This window comes from Amycolatopsis granulosa (assembly GCF_011758745.1).
Classification (GTDB): domain Bacteria; phylum Actinomycetota; class Actinomycetes; order Mycobacteriales; family Pseudonocardiaceae; genus Amycolatopsis_E; species Amycolatopsis_E granulosa.
On the sequence record NZ_JAANOV010000001.1, the window covers coordinates 2,276,573 to 2,291,209 of the forward strand.

At 70.7% G+C, this 14,637-nt stretch carries 14 protein-coding genes; 5 read left to right on the forward strand and 9 right to left on the reverse strand.

Features of this window, described 5'->3' with window-relative positions; genetic code table 11:
• The first annotated feature begins 144 nt into the window (after positions 1-144).
• On the forward strand, positions 145-2,466 hold the full coding sequence (secA2, locus tag FHX45_RS10960) for an accessory Sec system translocase SecA2 (RefSeq protein WP_167099634.1): 2,322 nt from the start codon (positions 145-147) through the stop codon (positions 2,464-2,466).
• Between the two features lie 115 nt (positions 2,467-2,581).
• On the forward strand, positions 2,582-3,160 hold the full coding sequence (locus FHX45_RS10965) for a DinB family protein (RefSeq protein ID WP_167099637.1): 579 nt from the start codon (positions 2,582-2,584) through the stop codon (positions 3,158-3,160).
• A 70-nt stretch (positions 3,161-3,230) separates the two neighbouring features.
• Here FHX45_RS10965 and FHX45_RS10970 read toward each other — a convergent pair whose 3' ends face one another.
• On the reverse strand, positions 3,231-3,764 hold the full coding sequence (locus FHX45_RS10970) for a methylated-DNA--[protein]-cysteine S-methyltransferase (RefSeq protein ID WP_167099639.1): 534 nt from the start codon (positions 3,762-3,764) through the stop codon (positions 3,231-3,233).
• A complete protein-coding gene (locus FHX45_RS10975) occupies positions 3,761-4,174 on the reverse strand; it encodes an SRPBCC family protein (protein WP_167099642.1) in 414 nt (137 codons plus the stop codon). The genes FHX45_RS10970 and FHX45_RS10975 overlap by 4 nt, the downstream gene beginning before the upstream one ends.
• A gap of 72 nt (positions 4,175-4,246) precedes the next feature.
• On the opposite strand from FHX45_RS10975, the gene FHX45_RS10980 reads away from it, so the two are divergent.
• The 3 genes from FHX45_RS10980 to panB all read left to right on the forward strand — a co-directional run bounded on the left by FHX45_RS10980 (position 4,247) and on the right by panB (position 7,198).
• A complete protein-coding gene (locus FHX45_RS10980) occupies positions 4,247-4,954 on the forward strand; it encodes a maleate cis-trans isomerase family protein (RefSeq protein ID WP_167099645.1) in 708 nt (235 codons plus the stop codon).
• A 164-nt stretch (positions 4,955-5,118) separates the two neighbouring features.
• Positions 5,119-6,228, forward strand: coding sequence for a helix-turn-helix domain-containing protein (locus FHX45_RS28025; protein WP_243868996.1), 1,110 nt, complete (start codon positions 5,119-5,121; stop codon positions 6,226-6,228).
• Positions 6,229-6,337: 109 nt separating this feature from the next.
• Positions 6,338-7,198 carry a 3-methyl-2-oxobutanoate hydroxymethyltransferase gene (panB, locus tag FHX45_RS10990; RefSeq protein WP_167099648.1) on the forward strand — a complete coding sequence of 287 codons (861 nt, stop codon included), beginning with the start codon at positions 6,338-6,340 and terminating at the stop codon, positions 7,196-7,198.
• A gap of 72 nt (positions 7,199-7,270) precedes the next feature.
• On the opposite strand, the gene FHX45_RS10995 is transcribed toward panB, so the two are convergent.
• The 7 genes from FHX45_RS10995 to FHX45_RS11025 all read right to left on the reverse strand — a co-directional run bounded on the left by FHX45_RS10995 (position 7,271) and on the right by FHX45_RS11025 (position 14,597).
• Complete coding sequence (locus tag FHX45_RS10995) at positions 7,271-8,146, reverse strand: cytochrome c oxidase assembly protein (RefSeq protein ID WP_167099651.1); 876 nt, start codon at positions 8,144-8,146, stop codon at positions 7,271-7,273.
• Positions 8,143-9,096, reverse strand: coding sequence for an undecaprenyl-diphosphate phosphatase (locus FHX45_RS11000; protein ID WP_167099654.1), 954 nt, complete (start codon positions 9,094-9,096; stop codon positions 8,143-8,145). The genes FHX45_RS10995 and FHX45_RS11000 overlap by 4 nt, the downstream gene beginning before the upstream one ends.
• 51 nt (positions 9,097-9,147) lie before the next feature.
• A complete protein-coding gene (locus tag FHX45_RS11005) occupies positions 9,148-9,954 on the reverse strand; it encodes an ABC transporter permease (protein WP_167099656.1) in 807 nt (268 codons plus the stop codon).
• 10 nt (positions 9,955-9,964) lie between these two features.
• Positions 9,965-10,822 carry an ABC transporter permease gene (locus FHX45_RS11010; protein WP_167099659.1) on the reverse strand — a complete coding sequence of 286 codons (858 nt, stop codon included), beginning with the start codon at positions 10,820-10,822 and terminating at the stop codon, positions 9,965-9,967.
• Between the two features lies 1 nt (position 10,823).
• Positions 10,824-12,029: an ABC transporter substrate-binding protein gene (locus FHX45_RS11015; RefSeq protein WP_167099663.1), complete on the reverse strand. Its 1,206-nt coding sequence runs from the start codon at positions 12,027-12,029 to the stop codon at positions 10,824-10,826.
• A gap of 64 nt (positions 12,030-12,093) precedes the next feature.
• A complete protein-coding gene (locus FHX45_RS11020) occupies positions 12,094-13,170 on the reverse strand; it encodes an ABC transporter ATP-binding protein (protein WP_208405881.1) in 1,077 nt (358 codons plus the stop codon).
• 5 nt (positions 13,171-13,175) lie between these two features.
• Positions 13,176-14,597, reverse strand: a complete 1,422-nt coding sequence (locus tag FHX45_RS11025; RefSeq protein ID WP_167099666.1) for an aminobutyraldehyde dehydrogenase — start codon at positions 14,595-14,597, stop codon at positions 13,176-13,178.
• Positions 14,598-14,637: the final 40 nt, after the last annotated feature.

Genomic DNA, 14,637 nt, shown 5'->3' on the forward strand with positions numbered 1-14,637 from the left:
GCCGAGGACGGCGGCGCGGACGGACCGGGACGTGGCTCGCTGAAGGAGGGGCACTTGCTGATCGTGCCATCCTGAGTGGGAACACAGGTGCACCGCCACCTCGTTGGCCGGCGGGTAGCGCGCGACAAGGACAGGAGACCACGGGTGCCAGCACTGATCAGCCGAATGGGCAAGCGGCTTCGCCGGCTCATCGAGCGGCCGGGCAGCGTCGAGCTGACCGGGTACGAGGCACTGCTGCCGGACATCGGGGCACTCGAACCGGAGCTGGAGAAGCTGAGCGACGCCGAGCTGACCGAGCGCGCCGGCAAGCTCCGCCTGGAGGCCGAGCTCGGCGACTCCCAGCTGGTCGAACTGTGCGCCCTCGGCCGGGAGGCCGCGCGCCGCGCCCTGGACGAGCGCGCGTTCGACGTGCAGCTGCTCGGCACCATGGGCCTGCTGTCCGGCCACGTCGTGCAGATGCAGACCGGTGAGGGCAAGACCCTGGCCGGTGCGCTCGCCGCGGCGGGCTACGCGCTGCAGGGCAAGCGGGTGCACGTCATCTCCGTCAACGACTACCTGGCCCGCCGCGACGGCGAGTGGATGAAGCCGGTGTACGACCTGCTCGGCGTGTCCGTCGGCTGGGTCGACGGCAGCCTCACCCGCGAGGAGCGGCGCGCGGCCTACGACGCCGAGGTCACCTACGGCGCGGTCAGCGAAATCGGGTTCGACATGCTGCGCGACCGGCTCGTCACGCGCGCCGGGGACGTCGTCCAGCCCGCGCCGGAGGTCGCGATCGTCGACGAGGCCGACTCGGTGCTCGTCGACGAGGCGCGCGTCCCGCTGGTGATGGCCGGTTCGGTCGACCAGGCCGTCGCCGACACCGAGGTGGCCAACGTGGTGCGGCGGCTGCGGCTGGGCCTGCACTACGAGACCGACACCGACGGCCGCAACGCGTGGCTGACCACCGCCGGCGCGTCGGTCGTGGAGAAGGCACTCGGCGGTGTCGACCTCTACAGCGACTCCGGCTCCGACCGGCTGGCCGCGGTCAACGTCGCCCTGCACGCGCACGCGCTGCTCACCCGTGACGTCGACTACCTGGTGCGCGACGGCAAGGTCGAACTGATCAACGCCTCCCGCGGACGGGTGGCCGAGTTGCAGCGGTGGCCGGACGGGCTGCAAGCCGCGGTCGAGGCGAAGGAACAGGTCGCGCCCACCGAGCGCGGCGAGATCCTCGACTCGATCACCGTGCAGGCGCTCATCGCGCGCTACCCGCAGGTCGCCGGCATGACCGGCACCGCGGTCGCGGTCGCGGAGCAACTGCGCGAGTTCTACCAGCTCGAGGTCGCGGTCATCCCGCCGAACAAGCCGAACATCCGCGCGGACCTCGACGATCGGATCTTCGCGTCGCCGTCGCAGAAGCTGCGCGCGATCGTCGGCGAGATCCGGGAGGTGCACGAGACCGGGCGGCCGATCCTCGTCGGCACGCAGGACGTCGCCGAGTCCGAGGAGCTCGCCGACAAGCTCGCGAAGGCCGGACTGCCGTGCGTGGTGCTGAACGCGCGCAACGACGCCGAGGAAGCCGCGATCATCGCCGAGGCCGGTAAGTACCGGGCGATCACCGTGTCCACGCAGATGGCCGGGCGCGGCACCGACATCCGGCTGGGCGGGGCCGACGGCCAGGACCGGGAACGCGTCGCCGAGCTGGGCGGCCTGCACGTCATTGGCACCGCGCGGTACCCGTCCAGCCGGCTGGACGGTCAGCTGCGGGGCCGGTCGGGCCGTCAGGGCGACCCGGGCAGCGCCGTGTTCTTCGCGAGCCTGAACGACGAGCTGGTCGTCTCCAACGCGCCCGACGTGCCGGAGGACATCACCGCCGACGACGAGACGGGCGAGATCACCGACCCGGCGGCCAAGCGGCACATCGACCACGCGCAGCGCGTCGCCGAGGGTGTCGACCTGGAGATCCACCGCAACACCTGGCGCTACACCCGCCTCATCGAGCACCAGCGGCGCGAGCTGCTGGACCACCGCGACAAGCTGCTGCGCACCGACCTGGCCGCCGAGGAACTCGCGGGCGAGAAGCACTACGACGAACTGGTCGAGAAGGCCGGCGAGGAGCAGGCGAAACAGATCTGCCGTGAGATCATGCTGTTCCACCTGGACCAGCTGTGGTCGGACCACCTGGCGTTCCTGACCGACGTGCGGGAGAGCATCCACCTGCGGGCGCTGGCCCGGGAGACCCCGCTGGACGAGTTCCACCGCATCGCGATCCCCGAGTTCCGCAAGATCGTGCCGGCGATCCGCGAGCGGTCGGCCGAGACGCTCGCGGACGCGGAGATCGGCGAGGACGGGATCGACCTGGGGGCATCGGGAGTGCGCCGGCCCAGTTCGACGTGGACGTACCTGGTGCACGACGCGCCCTTCGACGCCGGCTTCGAGGAAACGCTGCGGCAGGTGCGCAGCCTCTTGCGGCGCAAGAAGAACTGAACCGGCGGACGAATCCCCCGCGGCTGTTCCGGCGCGGGAAATTGTCGGACCCGGGTGGGACGATCCCTCCAGGTGCCGGAACTCCTCCGGCTTCCCGTGGAGAGGATTCGTTGACATGCCTGGAAAAGTCCGTCCCGTCGCCGACGAGCGCGACGGCCTGCTCGCCTTCCTCGCCCAGCAGCGGTACGTCCTGCGCCTGACCGCGCACGGGCTCACCGACGAGCAGGCCCGGCTGGTGCCGACGCGAAGCGCATTGAGCGTCGGTGGCTTGATCAAGCACGTCACGAGCACCGAACGAAGCTGGATGGCGGCTGTGCTCCACCGGGAGAAACCACCGGAGCGGCCAACCACCCTGTGGTGCGCGGATTTCCGGCTCGGCGACGGCGAGACACTGGGTGATGTGCTGGCCGCGTACGACGACGCGGCCCGGTCGACGGAGGACATCGTCGCGGGGGTGGCGGATCTGGGGCAGGCGGTCCCCGTGCCGCGGGAGGCGCCGTGGTTCCCGGACGAACGCGACGCGTGCTCGGTGCGCTGGGTGCTGCTGCACCTGATCCAGGAGACGGCACGGCACGCCGGGCACGCGGACATCGTCCGGGAGCACATCGACGGTGCGACGGCCGTGCCGTTGATGTCCGCGGCGGAGGGGTGGCCGGTCACGCCGTGGCTGCAACCCTGGCGGCCCGGCGGTTGACGTCGCTTCGCGGTGCGGCGTTCCCGCGCCACCGGTTCACCGGGCGCGGTGCTCCGATGGCCGGGCGCGGTCAGAAGAGGGTCGGCTGGACGTCCGCACCTTCGATGATCAGCATCTGGCGCTTGGTCTCGACGCCGCCGCGCGCGGAGAACCCACCCATGCGGCGGCCGGCGGCGAGCACCCGGTGGCAGGGCACGACGATCGGGAACGGGTTGTGCCCCAGTGCCTGGCCCACCGCCTGTGCTGAGCCGGGCATGCCGAGCCGGTGGGCGATGTCGCCGTAGGTGAGGGTTCGTCCGGGCGGGATGGTGCGCGCGATCTCGTACACCCGGCGGTTGAACTCCGGCACGCCCTGGTAGTCGACGGTGATGCCGAGGAGGTCGCGGCGCTCGCCGTTCAGCAGGGCGACGATGTCGTCGATCGCCGCCTGGACCTCCGCCGGCGGCGTCGACTCGGCAGCCTCGGGGAACGCGGCACGCAGGCGCGCCCGCATGGCGGCGGGATTACCGTCGGGCAGGTGGACCGCCGTCACCCCGTGCTCGCCCCAGGCGAGGCCGCAGTGGCCGATCGCGGTGCCGAAGAGCGTGTAACCGAGTGTCGTCATGGTGTCCCCTCAGGCCGCCGGGCCTCGAGCGTCTTCTTGATGGCGGCGGTGCCCTGTTCCATGAAAGCACCGGTGCGCTCGGCGAGGGTGTCCGGGAGGAGATCGGCGACCCAGACGAACCGCGTCCGGCCCGGTCCTTCGGCGAACACCTGCGCGGCGCCGTTGTGGTGCCGGTAGGGGCCGCCGGTGACCGACCAGACGAGACGGTGCGCGTGGTCGTCGAGGTCGACCAGCGCCTCCCGGACGACGGTGCCGTCGAAGAAGGTGACGACGCGGTCGGGCCCGTCCAGGCGGGTGTCCGTGACGAACCCGGGCGCGAGGCGTTCGTGGAGTGCGCCCCAGTCCCGCAGGGCCGCCCAGGCCGAATCGAGAGGAGTGTCGATCAGGGTTTCCGTACGAATCGAAGCCATGCGGCCAGCGTGGACCGGCGCAAGCGCGGACGTCTTGAAGATTCTTGCGGTTCCGCGCGGGTATCCGGGGCCATGGACAACCTGCGGGTCGGTGTGGTCGCGTCGTTCGACTTCACCCGGGACGACGAGATCCGGCGCTGGGTACCGGACGGCATCGAGCTGGACGTGCGCTGGACCGCGGCGGTGCCGGCGGACGACAACCTGGCGATGGTGTCCGCCCTGGCCGAACCGGCGTACCTCGCCACGCCGGTCCGGTCCCTCTGCGCGGGCGACCCGGCGGCGATCGCCTATGCCTGCACGGCGTGCAGCTTCGTCCGTGGTGCCGCGGGCGAACGCGCGCTGCGGGCGGCCATGACGTCCTGGGGCGCGCGGCACGCACTGACGACCTCGGGTGCGGTGGTGGACGCGCTGCGGAGCGTCGGTGCGCGGCGGGTGGCCGTCGTGCACCCCTATGCGCCCGCGGTCGGCCGCCGCCTGCAGGCGTACCTGACCGAGCACGGCTTCCAGACCACCAGGACCACCGGTTTCGCCTTGACCGTCGACGAGGTTCCCGCCGTCCAGCCCGACGAAGTGGCCGACCTGATCCGCGAAGGCGACACTCCCACCGCCGACGCGGTGTTCGTCAGCTGCACCGGGTTGCCGACCTACGAAACGATCACCCCGCTGGAGGCGGAGCTGGGCAAGCCGGTGATCACCGCCAACCAGGCCACGATGTGGGCGCTGCTGCGCGCGGCAGGTACGAAGGCAACCGGTCCCGGTCAGCGGTTGCTCGCGAGCTGACGCCGTTTCGAGCTTCGACCTGCGGAGCTGACGTGCGCCGGACCGGGCTGTGCGGGCCGACAACCGGCGTGCCACGAACTCTCCAGGATGCGCGTGGCCGCTGGGCAGGGCCGCTCCTGCTCGCGTGACCCGGGATTGTCGTACCGCCGCGATAGCTTCGGCGGATGGTGGCCGTTTCGTTGATCGCCGCGCAGCCGGGGTTCGTGGTGCGTGTTGTCGAATGCCGCGGCGGGCATCGCGGGTGGTCCGAGCCCGAGGAGCGCAGCCGGCCGGAGCTGGTGCTGGTTCGCGGGGGATGGTTCCGCCGCCGTACGCGAGCCGGGATCGTCGATGCGGACCCGACCCTCGGGTACCTCGGTCTGCCGGGTGAGGAGGAAACCTTCGCGCACCCCGCGGGCGGCGACGTGTGCACCGCCGTACGGTTCACGCCGCAGCTGTGGGACCAGTTGTTCGGCGGACGGCCGCCTGCGGGCTCGAGCGTGTACATCGACGCCGCGCTCGAACTCGCCCACCGCAGGTTCGTGGCGGCGACCCGGCAGCCCGACGTGGAGTACGCGCTGTCCGAGCACTTGCTCGAGCTGGTCCGCACCGCACTCCAGGACCTATGCACCACACCGGACAATGTGCGCGCCCGCCGCGGTGAACACCACAGCGGGTTCCGCAAGCCCGGCGATCCCGGGACACGCCACGGGCCGGACACCGGCGGCAACGGAGAATCCGGCGCCGCAGCCGAAAATCCCGGCAACCCGCCCCCTCCCCAGCCACCGCACCCCACCCCACACGACGCCCACCACAACCCCTCCGGGCACCCCGCCGCCGCAACGCGGGGCACCGGCAACCCATCCGTGGCCGGTGGGGCGCCGGACACTTCCGGAGGCGCGTCCCGCCACTCGGAAGCTGCGGCCCGTGCCCACCGTCCGGCCGGCGCCCGTGATCGGGACCTGGCCGGCGAGGCGCGGCTCGCCATCGTGGCGGGCGATCCGGCCGCGGGCAGCCTGCTGTCGCTGGCCGGGGCGCTCGAGGTGTCGCCGTTCCGGCTGAGCCGCGCCTTCAGCCGCGAGGTGGGCGTGTCGCTCACCCACTACCGCAACCGCGTGCGCGTCAGCCGCGTGCTGGCGCGGCTGGAAGCCGGTGCGGCGGATCTCGCGGATCTCGCCGCCGAGCTCGGGTTCGCCGACCAGGCCCACCTCACGCGCACGGTCCACCGGTACGCCGGACACCCACCGGCACATGTGCGGCGCCTGCTCGGCACCGGCACGACCACGGCGGTGTGAAGCTCATCGCAGGCCCTTGGGGCGCTCGTCCGGTGGTGTCACGCTGGGGCTCCCAGATCCACGACCCGGGGACCCGACGAGGGCCTCGAGGGAAGGACGGTCGACGACGATGTCCACCACCAGCGGCGAGACCGCGGCTCCGTACGGCTCCGGCCCGGCTCCCGGCGCCACCGCCAAGCGGGTCCGCATCCCCCACCTGCAGGAACTCAAGCGCCGCGGCGAGCCGTGGCCGATGCTCACCACCTACGACATGTACACGGCCGAGCTGTTCGACGAGGCGGGCATCCCCGTGCTCCTCGTCGGGGACTCGGCGGCGAACAACGTGTTCGGCTACGACACCTCGCTCCCGGTGACCGTCGACGAACTGCTTCCGCTGGTCCGCGCTGTCACGCGCGCAGCCAAACGGGCACTCGTCGTCGCGGACCTGCCGTTCGGCTCCTACCAGCTGTCCCCCGAACAGGCGCTCGCCACGGCCGTGCGGTTCATGAAGGAAGGCCGCGCGCACGCGGTCAAGCTCGAAGGCGGCCGCCGCTTCGCGCCGCACGTCGAGGCCCTCACCGCCGCGGGCGTGCCCGTCATGGGCCACATCGGCTTCACCCCGCAGAGCGAGCACAACCTCGGCGGCTACCGCGTCCAGGGCCGTGGCGAGGCCGGTGCGGGGCTCATCGCCGACGCGCTCGCCCTGCAGGAGGCCGGGGCGTTCGCCGTGGTGATGGAAATGGTGCCGGCGGAGGTGGCCAAGCAGGTCACGTCCGAGCTGACGATCCCGACGATCGGCATCGGCGCCGGCCCGGACTGCGACGCCCAGGTGCTGGTGTGGCAGGACATGGCCGGCCTGCGCCGCGGTAAGGCGCCCCGCTTCGTGAAGCGGTACGCCGACGTCGCGGGTGTCCTGTCCGGCGCCGCGACCGCGTTCGCCGACGAGGTCCGCCGAGGCGAGTTCCCAGCGCCGGAACACGCCTTCCACTAACGACACCGACGGCACTGACGGCACTGACGGCTCCCGGGGCGCGGCGGACGACGCCGCGCCCCGGGAGCACGGTCACCGTTCGCGTTTGAAGCGTTCGGCCAGCACCGGGTCGTTCTCCCACCAGAGGCCCTCCCGCGCGGGCTCTTCGTCCTCGATCTTCGCCTGTCGTTCGTCCGCGCGCAGCCAGCGCAGCAGCAGCACAACGACGAACGGCAACCCCGCCAGGTCACCGCCGATCCACAGGATCCCGGCGCCGATGATCTGGTCGGTGCGCGCGTCCGGGCCCCAGGTGCGGCCCAGCGCCTCGTAGTACCCGGCCGCCCGCAACGGGCCCAGCCACAGCACCAGCCCGAGCGCCGCGTCGACGACGACCTCGGTGAAGCTGATGGCGAACGACACCAGGTGGTGGTCCTCCCGCGGGGTCGGGTCGACCCGCAGCCGCGTCCAGAAGTAGACGAACCCGCACCCGAGCAGCGCCAGGCGCACCAGCTCGTCGACCGCCGCGTGCCGCAGCGTCAGCTCGTACAGCGGCGACAGGTAGATCACCAGCGGCGGCACGATCAACAGCACCGAGATCACCAGCGGGAAGGTCAGCGCCCGCGCCACCCGTCCGCGGCCCCACCGCCGCAGCCGGCGGCTCGGCACCACCGCGAGCAGCAGCGTGACCGGCGCTCCCAGCGCGAGCAGCAGCGGCGTGATCATCAGCAGCACCACGACCTGCACCGCGCGCGGCCAGAACAGGACGTCGTCGTAGACGCCGAGGGACGAGCACGTCACCAGCACCACGGTGGCCAGCCCGGCCAGGAACGCCACCGTCCGGGAACGGGGCCACGGACGCGCTCGACGCGCCGCCCACAGGTAACCCGCGGCGAGCACCACCACGAACACCAGCGCCGGGACGTCGGCCGTCCACGCGCTGATGATCCGTTCCCCGGACAGCGGGCTCATGCCACGAAATACACCAGACTTCCGATTCCGGCGACCACACAGTAAATCGCGAACGGGGTCAGCGTCCGGGTTTCAAAATAACGCGTCAGGAACCGCAAGGCCAGGTATGCGGCGACCCCCGCCACCAAACTGCCGACCAGCGCTGGGCCGAGCGACGCCTGGTTGTCCGCCGTGAACAGCGACGGCATCTTCAGCACGCCCGCCGCCAGGATCACCGGTGTGGCCAGCAGGAACGCGAACCGCGCGGCGTCCTCGTGGGACAGTCCGCGCCGCAGCCCGGCCACCATCGTGATGCCGGACCGGCTGATGCCCGGGAACAGCGCGAGGATCTGCGCCGCGCCGATCAGCACGGCCTCCCCCACGCCGAGCCGGGCCAGACGCCGGTCGGCGGCCTCCTCGGCCCGCACGACCCGCAGCGGCATCGTGGCCTCGGCGGAGAAGTCGCGGGTGGTCTCCGACGCCTCGGGCGCCGGCGCGACCGGCACCGGCCGCCGCCCGGCACGGGCGAACCGTTCCACCGCCAGCAGCACGACACCGTTGAGCGTCAAGAAGATCGCGGTGGGCACCGGTTTGCCGAGGAAGTTCCGCAGCGCGCTCTCCAGCAGCAGACCGGCGATCCCGACCGGGATGGTGGCGAGCACCAGCAGCCAGGCGAGCCGCTGGTCGGCGTCGACCACCTCCCGGTCGCGCACCGAGGTCCACAAGCCACGCACGATGCGCACCCAGTCGCGCCGGTAGAACACCACGAGCGCCAGCGCGGTCGCCACGTGCATCGCGACGAGCACCGCCAGGTATGGCGAATCCTTGCCCATGCTCAGGTCACGCGCCCAGGAACCGCCCAACCAGGCCGGGATCAGGATGCTGTGTCCCAGGCTGGACACCGGGAACAATTCCGACACACCTTGCAGAGCGCCGACGACAATTGACTCGAAATACGTCACAGCGGACACCGCGGACCTCTTTTCCGACCGCCAGAAGCGTCCGCCAAAATACCTGAGGCGCTACAGCCGCCCGCCGCTGGCCGTGTCACCGGACAACCGCTGCGCGAGGTACACCGGCACCGTCGACACCACGATCAGCACCGCGGCGACCACGTTGACCACCGGCGCCTGGTTGGGCCGGAACAGGTTGTCCAGGATCCAGATCGGCAGCGTCTGCAGCCCGGCGCCGAGGGTGAACGTGGTGACGATGATCTCGTCGAAGGACAGCGCGAACGCCAGCAGCCCCCCGGCGAGCAGCGCCGACCGCAGCATCGGGAACGTGACCAGCCGGAAGGTGGTGATGCCGTCGGCGCCGAGGTCCATCGACGCTTCCTCGAGGTTGCCGCCCATCCGGCGCAGCCGCGCGACGACGTTGTTGAACACCACCACGATGCAGAAGGTCGCGTGCGCCACGATCGCGGTGAACAATCCGAGGTCGACGCCGAGGATCGTGCGGAACGCGTTGTTCAGCGCGATGCCGGTGACGATGCCGGGCAGCGCGATCGGCAGGATGATCAGCAGCGACACGGTGTCCTTGCCGAAGAACCGGTACCGCTGCAGCGCGAACGCCGCCATCATGCCGAGCACCAGCGCGAGCACGGTGGCGGCGAGTCCGGCTTCCAGGCTGGTCACCAGCGCCCGGAGCACGCCCTCGTTCTGCGCCGCGCGGCCCCACCATTCGAAGGTGAAGCCGGACGGCGGCCAGCCGAACGTGGTGTCGGAGTTGACCGAATTGAGCAGGACCACGACCAGCGGCACGTAGATCACGGCGAGCCCGAGCACCAGCCCGGCGAGCAGCACGTACTTGGTCTTCTTCGAAAGCATCATCTTCGACCGCCTACAGGTTGTCCAGCGCACCGGTGCGGCGCACCGCGGCGAGGTAGACGAGCATGATCACGACCGGCACGGTGGCGACCGTCGCCGCGAAGGGGAGGTTGTTCGCCGCGCCGATGTTGTCGTAGACGACGTTGCCGAGCATCTGGTTGGCGCCGCCGACGATCTTGACCGTGATGTAGTCGCCGAGGGTGAGCGAGAACGTGAAGATCGAGCCGGCCACGATCGCGGGGAACGTCAGCGGCAGCACCACCGACCGGAACGTCCCCCACGGCCGCCCGCCGAGGTCACCGGACGCCTCGACGAGCGAGTTCGGCAGCCGGTCCAGTCCCGCGTAGATCGGCAGGATCATGTACGGCAGCCACAGGTAGGACAGCGTGATGACGGTCGCCGCCAGGCCGTAGCCGGGGGTGGCGCCGAAGAGCCACCCGATCAGCCCGTTGCCCGACAGCATGATCCGCCACGAATACGCCTTGACCAGGTAGCTGGCCCACAGCGGGGTCATCACCGCGATCACCAGCACCCGTTGCGCACGCGGGGACGCGAACTTGGCCATGTAGAAGGCCATCGGGAACGCGATCACGGCGTCGATCACGGTGACCGCGACCGCGATGCCGAGCGTGCGGACCGTGATCGTGCGGTAGACCTCGTCGCGGAACAAGGTGGCGAAGTTGTCCAGCGACCACTCCGTCACGACCTGGCCGGTGAACGTGTCGGTGTGCCAGAAGGCGGTGACGAACAACGCCGCCAGTGCGCCGAGGTAGGCCAGGCCGAGCCAGAGCAGCGGCGCGCTGAGCAGCATGCCCAGCCGCAACCTGGGTTTGCGGTAGAGGAATCCCGACACACTGGCGGCGATGCTCATGTCAGCCCTTGATCTCCGTCCACGCGCGAGTCCACTCGCCGTAGTCCTTGCACTTGACGTCGGTACGGCCGTCGATGCACTGCGTGATCGGCGTGGTCCAGTACCAGATCCGGCTCGCGTAGGCCGCGTCACCGGCGTGGTAGACCTCGCAGTGCTTGGCGTCCGCGGTCATCGAGCACGCCTTCGGGTTGGCCGGCGCCTCGCCGAAGTACTCGGCGACCTTCGCGTTGGCCTGCGGGCTGACGATGTGGTCGAGCCACTTGTAGGCGCAGGTCTTGTGCGGCGACTTCGCCGAGACCATCCAGGTGTCCGACCAGCCGGTCGCCCCCTCGGTGGGCAGGGTGGACTGCACCGGCGCGCCCTCGGACTGGGTCAGGTTGACCGTCACCTGCCAGGCGGTGCCGATGACGGCGTCGCCGTTCTTGAGCGCCTGGCTCTCCTTGAGGTAGTCCGACCAGTACTCCGACACCAGCGGGCGCTGCTGCTTGAGCAGGTCGACCGAGGCCTGGAACTGCTTGTCGTCCAGCGCGTAGGGGTTCTTGATGCCCAGTTCCGGCTTGGTCTTCATCAGGTACAGCGCGGCGTCGGCGATGTAGATCGGCGAGTCGTACGCGATGACCTTGCCCTTGTACGGCGAGTTCGGGTCGAACATGGTGGACCACGAGTTCGGCGCCGGGCTGACCTTGTCGGTGCGGTAGGTCAGGACGTTGGCGCCCCAGCCGTGCGGCACGCCGTAGGAGACGTTGTTGACGCTGTTCCAGGGCTTGCTCTTGAGGAAGTCGTAGATGTCGGCGTAGTTCGGCACCAGGCTGGTGTTCACCGGCTCGACGTCCCCGCCGGCGATGAGTCGCAGCGACGCGTCACCGGAGGCGGAGATCACGTCGTACTGGCCGGTCTTCATGAGGCTGACCGCCTCGTCGGAGGTGCCGAAGGTCTTGACGTTGACCTTGCACCCGGTCGCCTGCTCGAACGGGGTGACCCAGTCGACGTTCGGGTCGTTGGACCCGTTCTCCGCGTAACCGGGCCACGCCAGGATGTTGAGCGCGCCCTCGGGCTGGCCGAGCTGGGACAGGGCTTCGAGCTTGGGCGGGGTGAACCCCCCGCCGCCCGCGCTGGACGAGCTGGTGCTCGACGTCCCGCAGGCCGCCAGGGCGGTGCCCGCGCACATCACCCCCGCGATCAGGCGCAGGGTCCGGCTGTTGCGCATGGATTGGCTCCTTCGGTTTTTTCTGAGCGGTGGAACGGAAGTCGCACGGCCGCGGGCCGCTTGCTCACTGGTCGTTGATGCGGAAGTTGTGTTCCCGCCGCCAGGACAGGCGGACCCGGTTGTCGGCGAGTTCGAGGGGTGCGCCGGCGTTCTGCCGGACCACCGACAGCTGCCCGCCGACGTCGAGCGCGACGACGTAGCGGACGGTGGCGCCGGCGTAGGAGGTGCTGGTGACCGTGCCGGTCGCGCTGACCTCACCGGACGCGGCGGGCTGGGAGAGATCGGTGTCGATGCGGATCTTCTCCGGCCGGATGCTGAACACGCCACGCGTGCCGAGCACCGCCTCGGCGCCGTCGCCGGACAGCAGGTTCGACGTGCCGACGAACCCGGCGACGAACGCGGTGGCCGGCTTTTCGTAGACCTCGCTCGGCGTGCCGACCTGTTCGATGCCGCCGGTGTTGAACACCGCGATCCGGTCGCTCATCGTCAGCGCCTCGTCCTGGTCGTGGGTGACGAAGATGAACGTGATGCCGACCTCACGCTGGATCTGCTTCAGCTCGCTCTGCATGGCGTGCCGGAGCTTCAGGTCCAGTGCGCCGAGCGGTTCGTCGAGCAGCAGCACCTTGGGCCGGTTGACCAGGGCGCGGGCCAGCGCGACGCGCTGCCGCTGGCCGCCGGAAAGCTGGGTGGGTTTCCGGCTTTCGAACCCTTCCAGGTGGACGGTCCGCAGTGCCTCGCGGGCGCGTTCGCGGCGCTGCGCGCGCGGCACCTTCTTGACCCGCAGCCCGTATTCCACGTTCTGCTGCACGGTCATGTGCGGGAACAGCGCGTAGTCCTGGAACACGGTGTTCACGTCCCGCGCGAACGGGGCCAGCCGTGTCACGTCGCGGCCGGCCAGTTCGACCGTGCCGGACGTGGGCAGCTCGAACCCGGCGATCATGCGCAGCACGGTGGTCTTGCCGGAACCGGACGGTCCGAGCATCGAGAAGAACTCGCCCTGCGCGATGTCCAGGTCGACGCCTTCGACGGCCACCACGGAGCCGAACTCCTTGCGCAGGCCGCGCAGGCGGATCGCGCTCGTGGCCGTCGCGCGGGCGGCGGTCTTCTCGGCGGTCAGGGAAGGTGCTTGGTTGGGCGACATAGTCCTCACCACGCCGTCATGACGTGCTTGATCCGGGTGTAGTCCTCGAGCCCGTACAGCGAGAGGTCCTTGCCGTAACCGGACTTCTTGAACCCGCCGTGCGGCATCTCGGCCACCAGCGGGATGTGCGTGTTGATCCAGACGCAGCCGAAGTCGAGCTTCGCGGACAGGCGCATCGCCCGCCGGTGGTCGGTGGTCCACAGCGACGACGCGAGCCCGTACTCGACGCCGTTGGCCGCGGCCAGCGCCTCGTCCTCGCCGCCGAACCGCTGCACGGTGATGACCGGGCCGAACACCTCGTTCTGCGAGATCTCGTCATCCTGCCGGACGCCGGAGATCACCGTCGGCTCGAAGAAGTAACCCTCGTCGCGGGCCGGTTTGCCTCCGGTGTGGACGGTCGCGTGCGCGGGCAGCCGCTCGACGAACCCGGCGACCTTCGCGAGGTGGCCGGCGCTGTTGAGCGGACCGTAGAGCACGTCGGGGTCGTCGGGCAGGCCGGTTCTGGTCGCCTCGGCGTGCCGGGTCAGCGCGGCGACGAACTCGTCGTGGACGTCGTCGTGCACCAGGACACGGGTAGCGGCCGTGCAGTCCTGGCCGGCGTTGAAGAACCCGGCCGTGGCGATGGTCTCGGCCGCGTTCTCCAGGTCGGCGTCGGCGAAGACGAGCACCGGGGCCTTGCCGCCGAGTTCCAGGTGCACCCGCTTGAGGTCGCTGGCGGCGGCGCCGGCGACCTCGATGCCGGCGCGGACCGAGCCGGTGATCGACACCATCGCCGGGATCTCGTGCTCGACCAGTGCCCGGCCGGTGCCGCGGTCCCCGCAGACCACGTTGAGCACGCCGGGCGGCAGGAACTCCGCCGCGATCTCGGCGAGCAGCACCGTGGACGCCGGGGTGGTGTCGGCCGGCTTGAGCACCACCGTGTTCCCGGCCGCGAGTGCGGGCGCGATCTTCCAGATCGCCATCAGCAGCGGGTAGTTCCACGGCGTCACCTGCGCGCAGACGCCGATCGGTTCGCGCCGGACGTAGGAGGTGTGGCCGGTCAGGTACTCGCCCGCGGCCCGGCCCTCCAGCGCGCGGGCGGCCCCGGCGAAGAACCGGAGCTGGTCGACGATCATCGGGATCTCTTCGGCCGTGATGACGGCCAGCGGCTTGCCGGTGTTCGCCGACTCGACGCGCACGATCTCGTCGGCCCGCTGCTCGACCGCGTCGGCGATCTTGAGCAGCGCGACCTGGCGCGTGCCGGGCGTGGTCTCCCGCCACTCCTCGAACGCCCGGGCCGCGGCACGCAGGGCGCGGTCCACGTCCTGGGCGGCGCCGACCGGGGCGGTGCAGTACGGCCGTCCGGTGACCGGATCGATGATCTCGGCGACGGCTCCGTCAGCGGAATCCGCGGGTTCGCCGTCGATGAAGTGCTTCAGCTGATGCACGGGCAGGCTCCTGGCTCGGCGGGGGCGGTGCGGGTCGGTA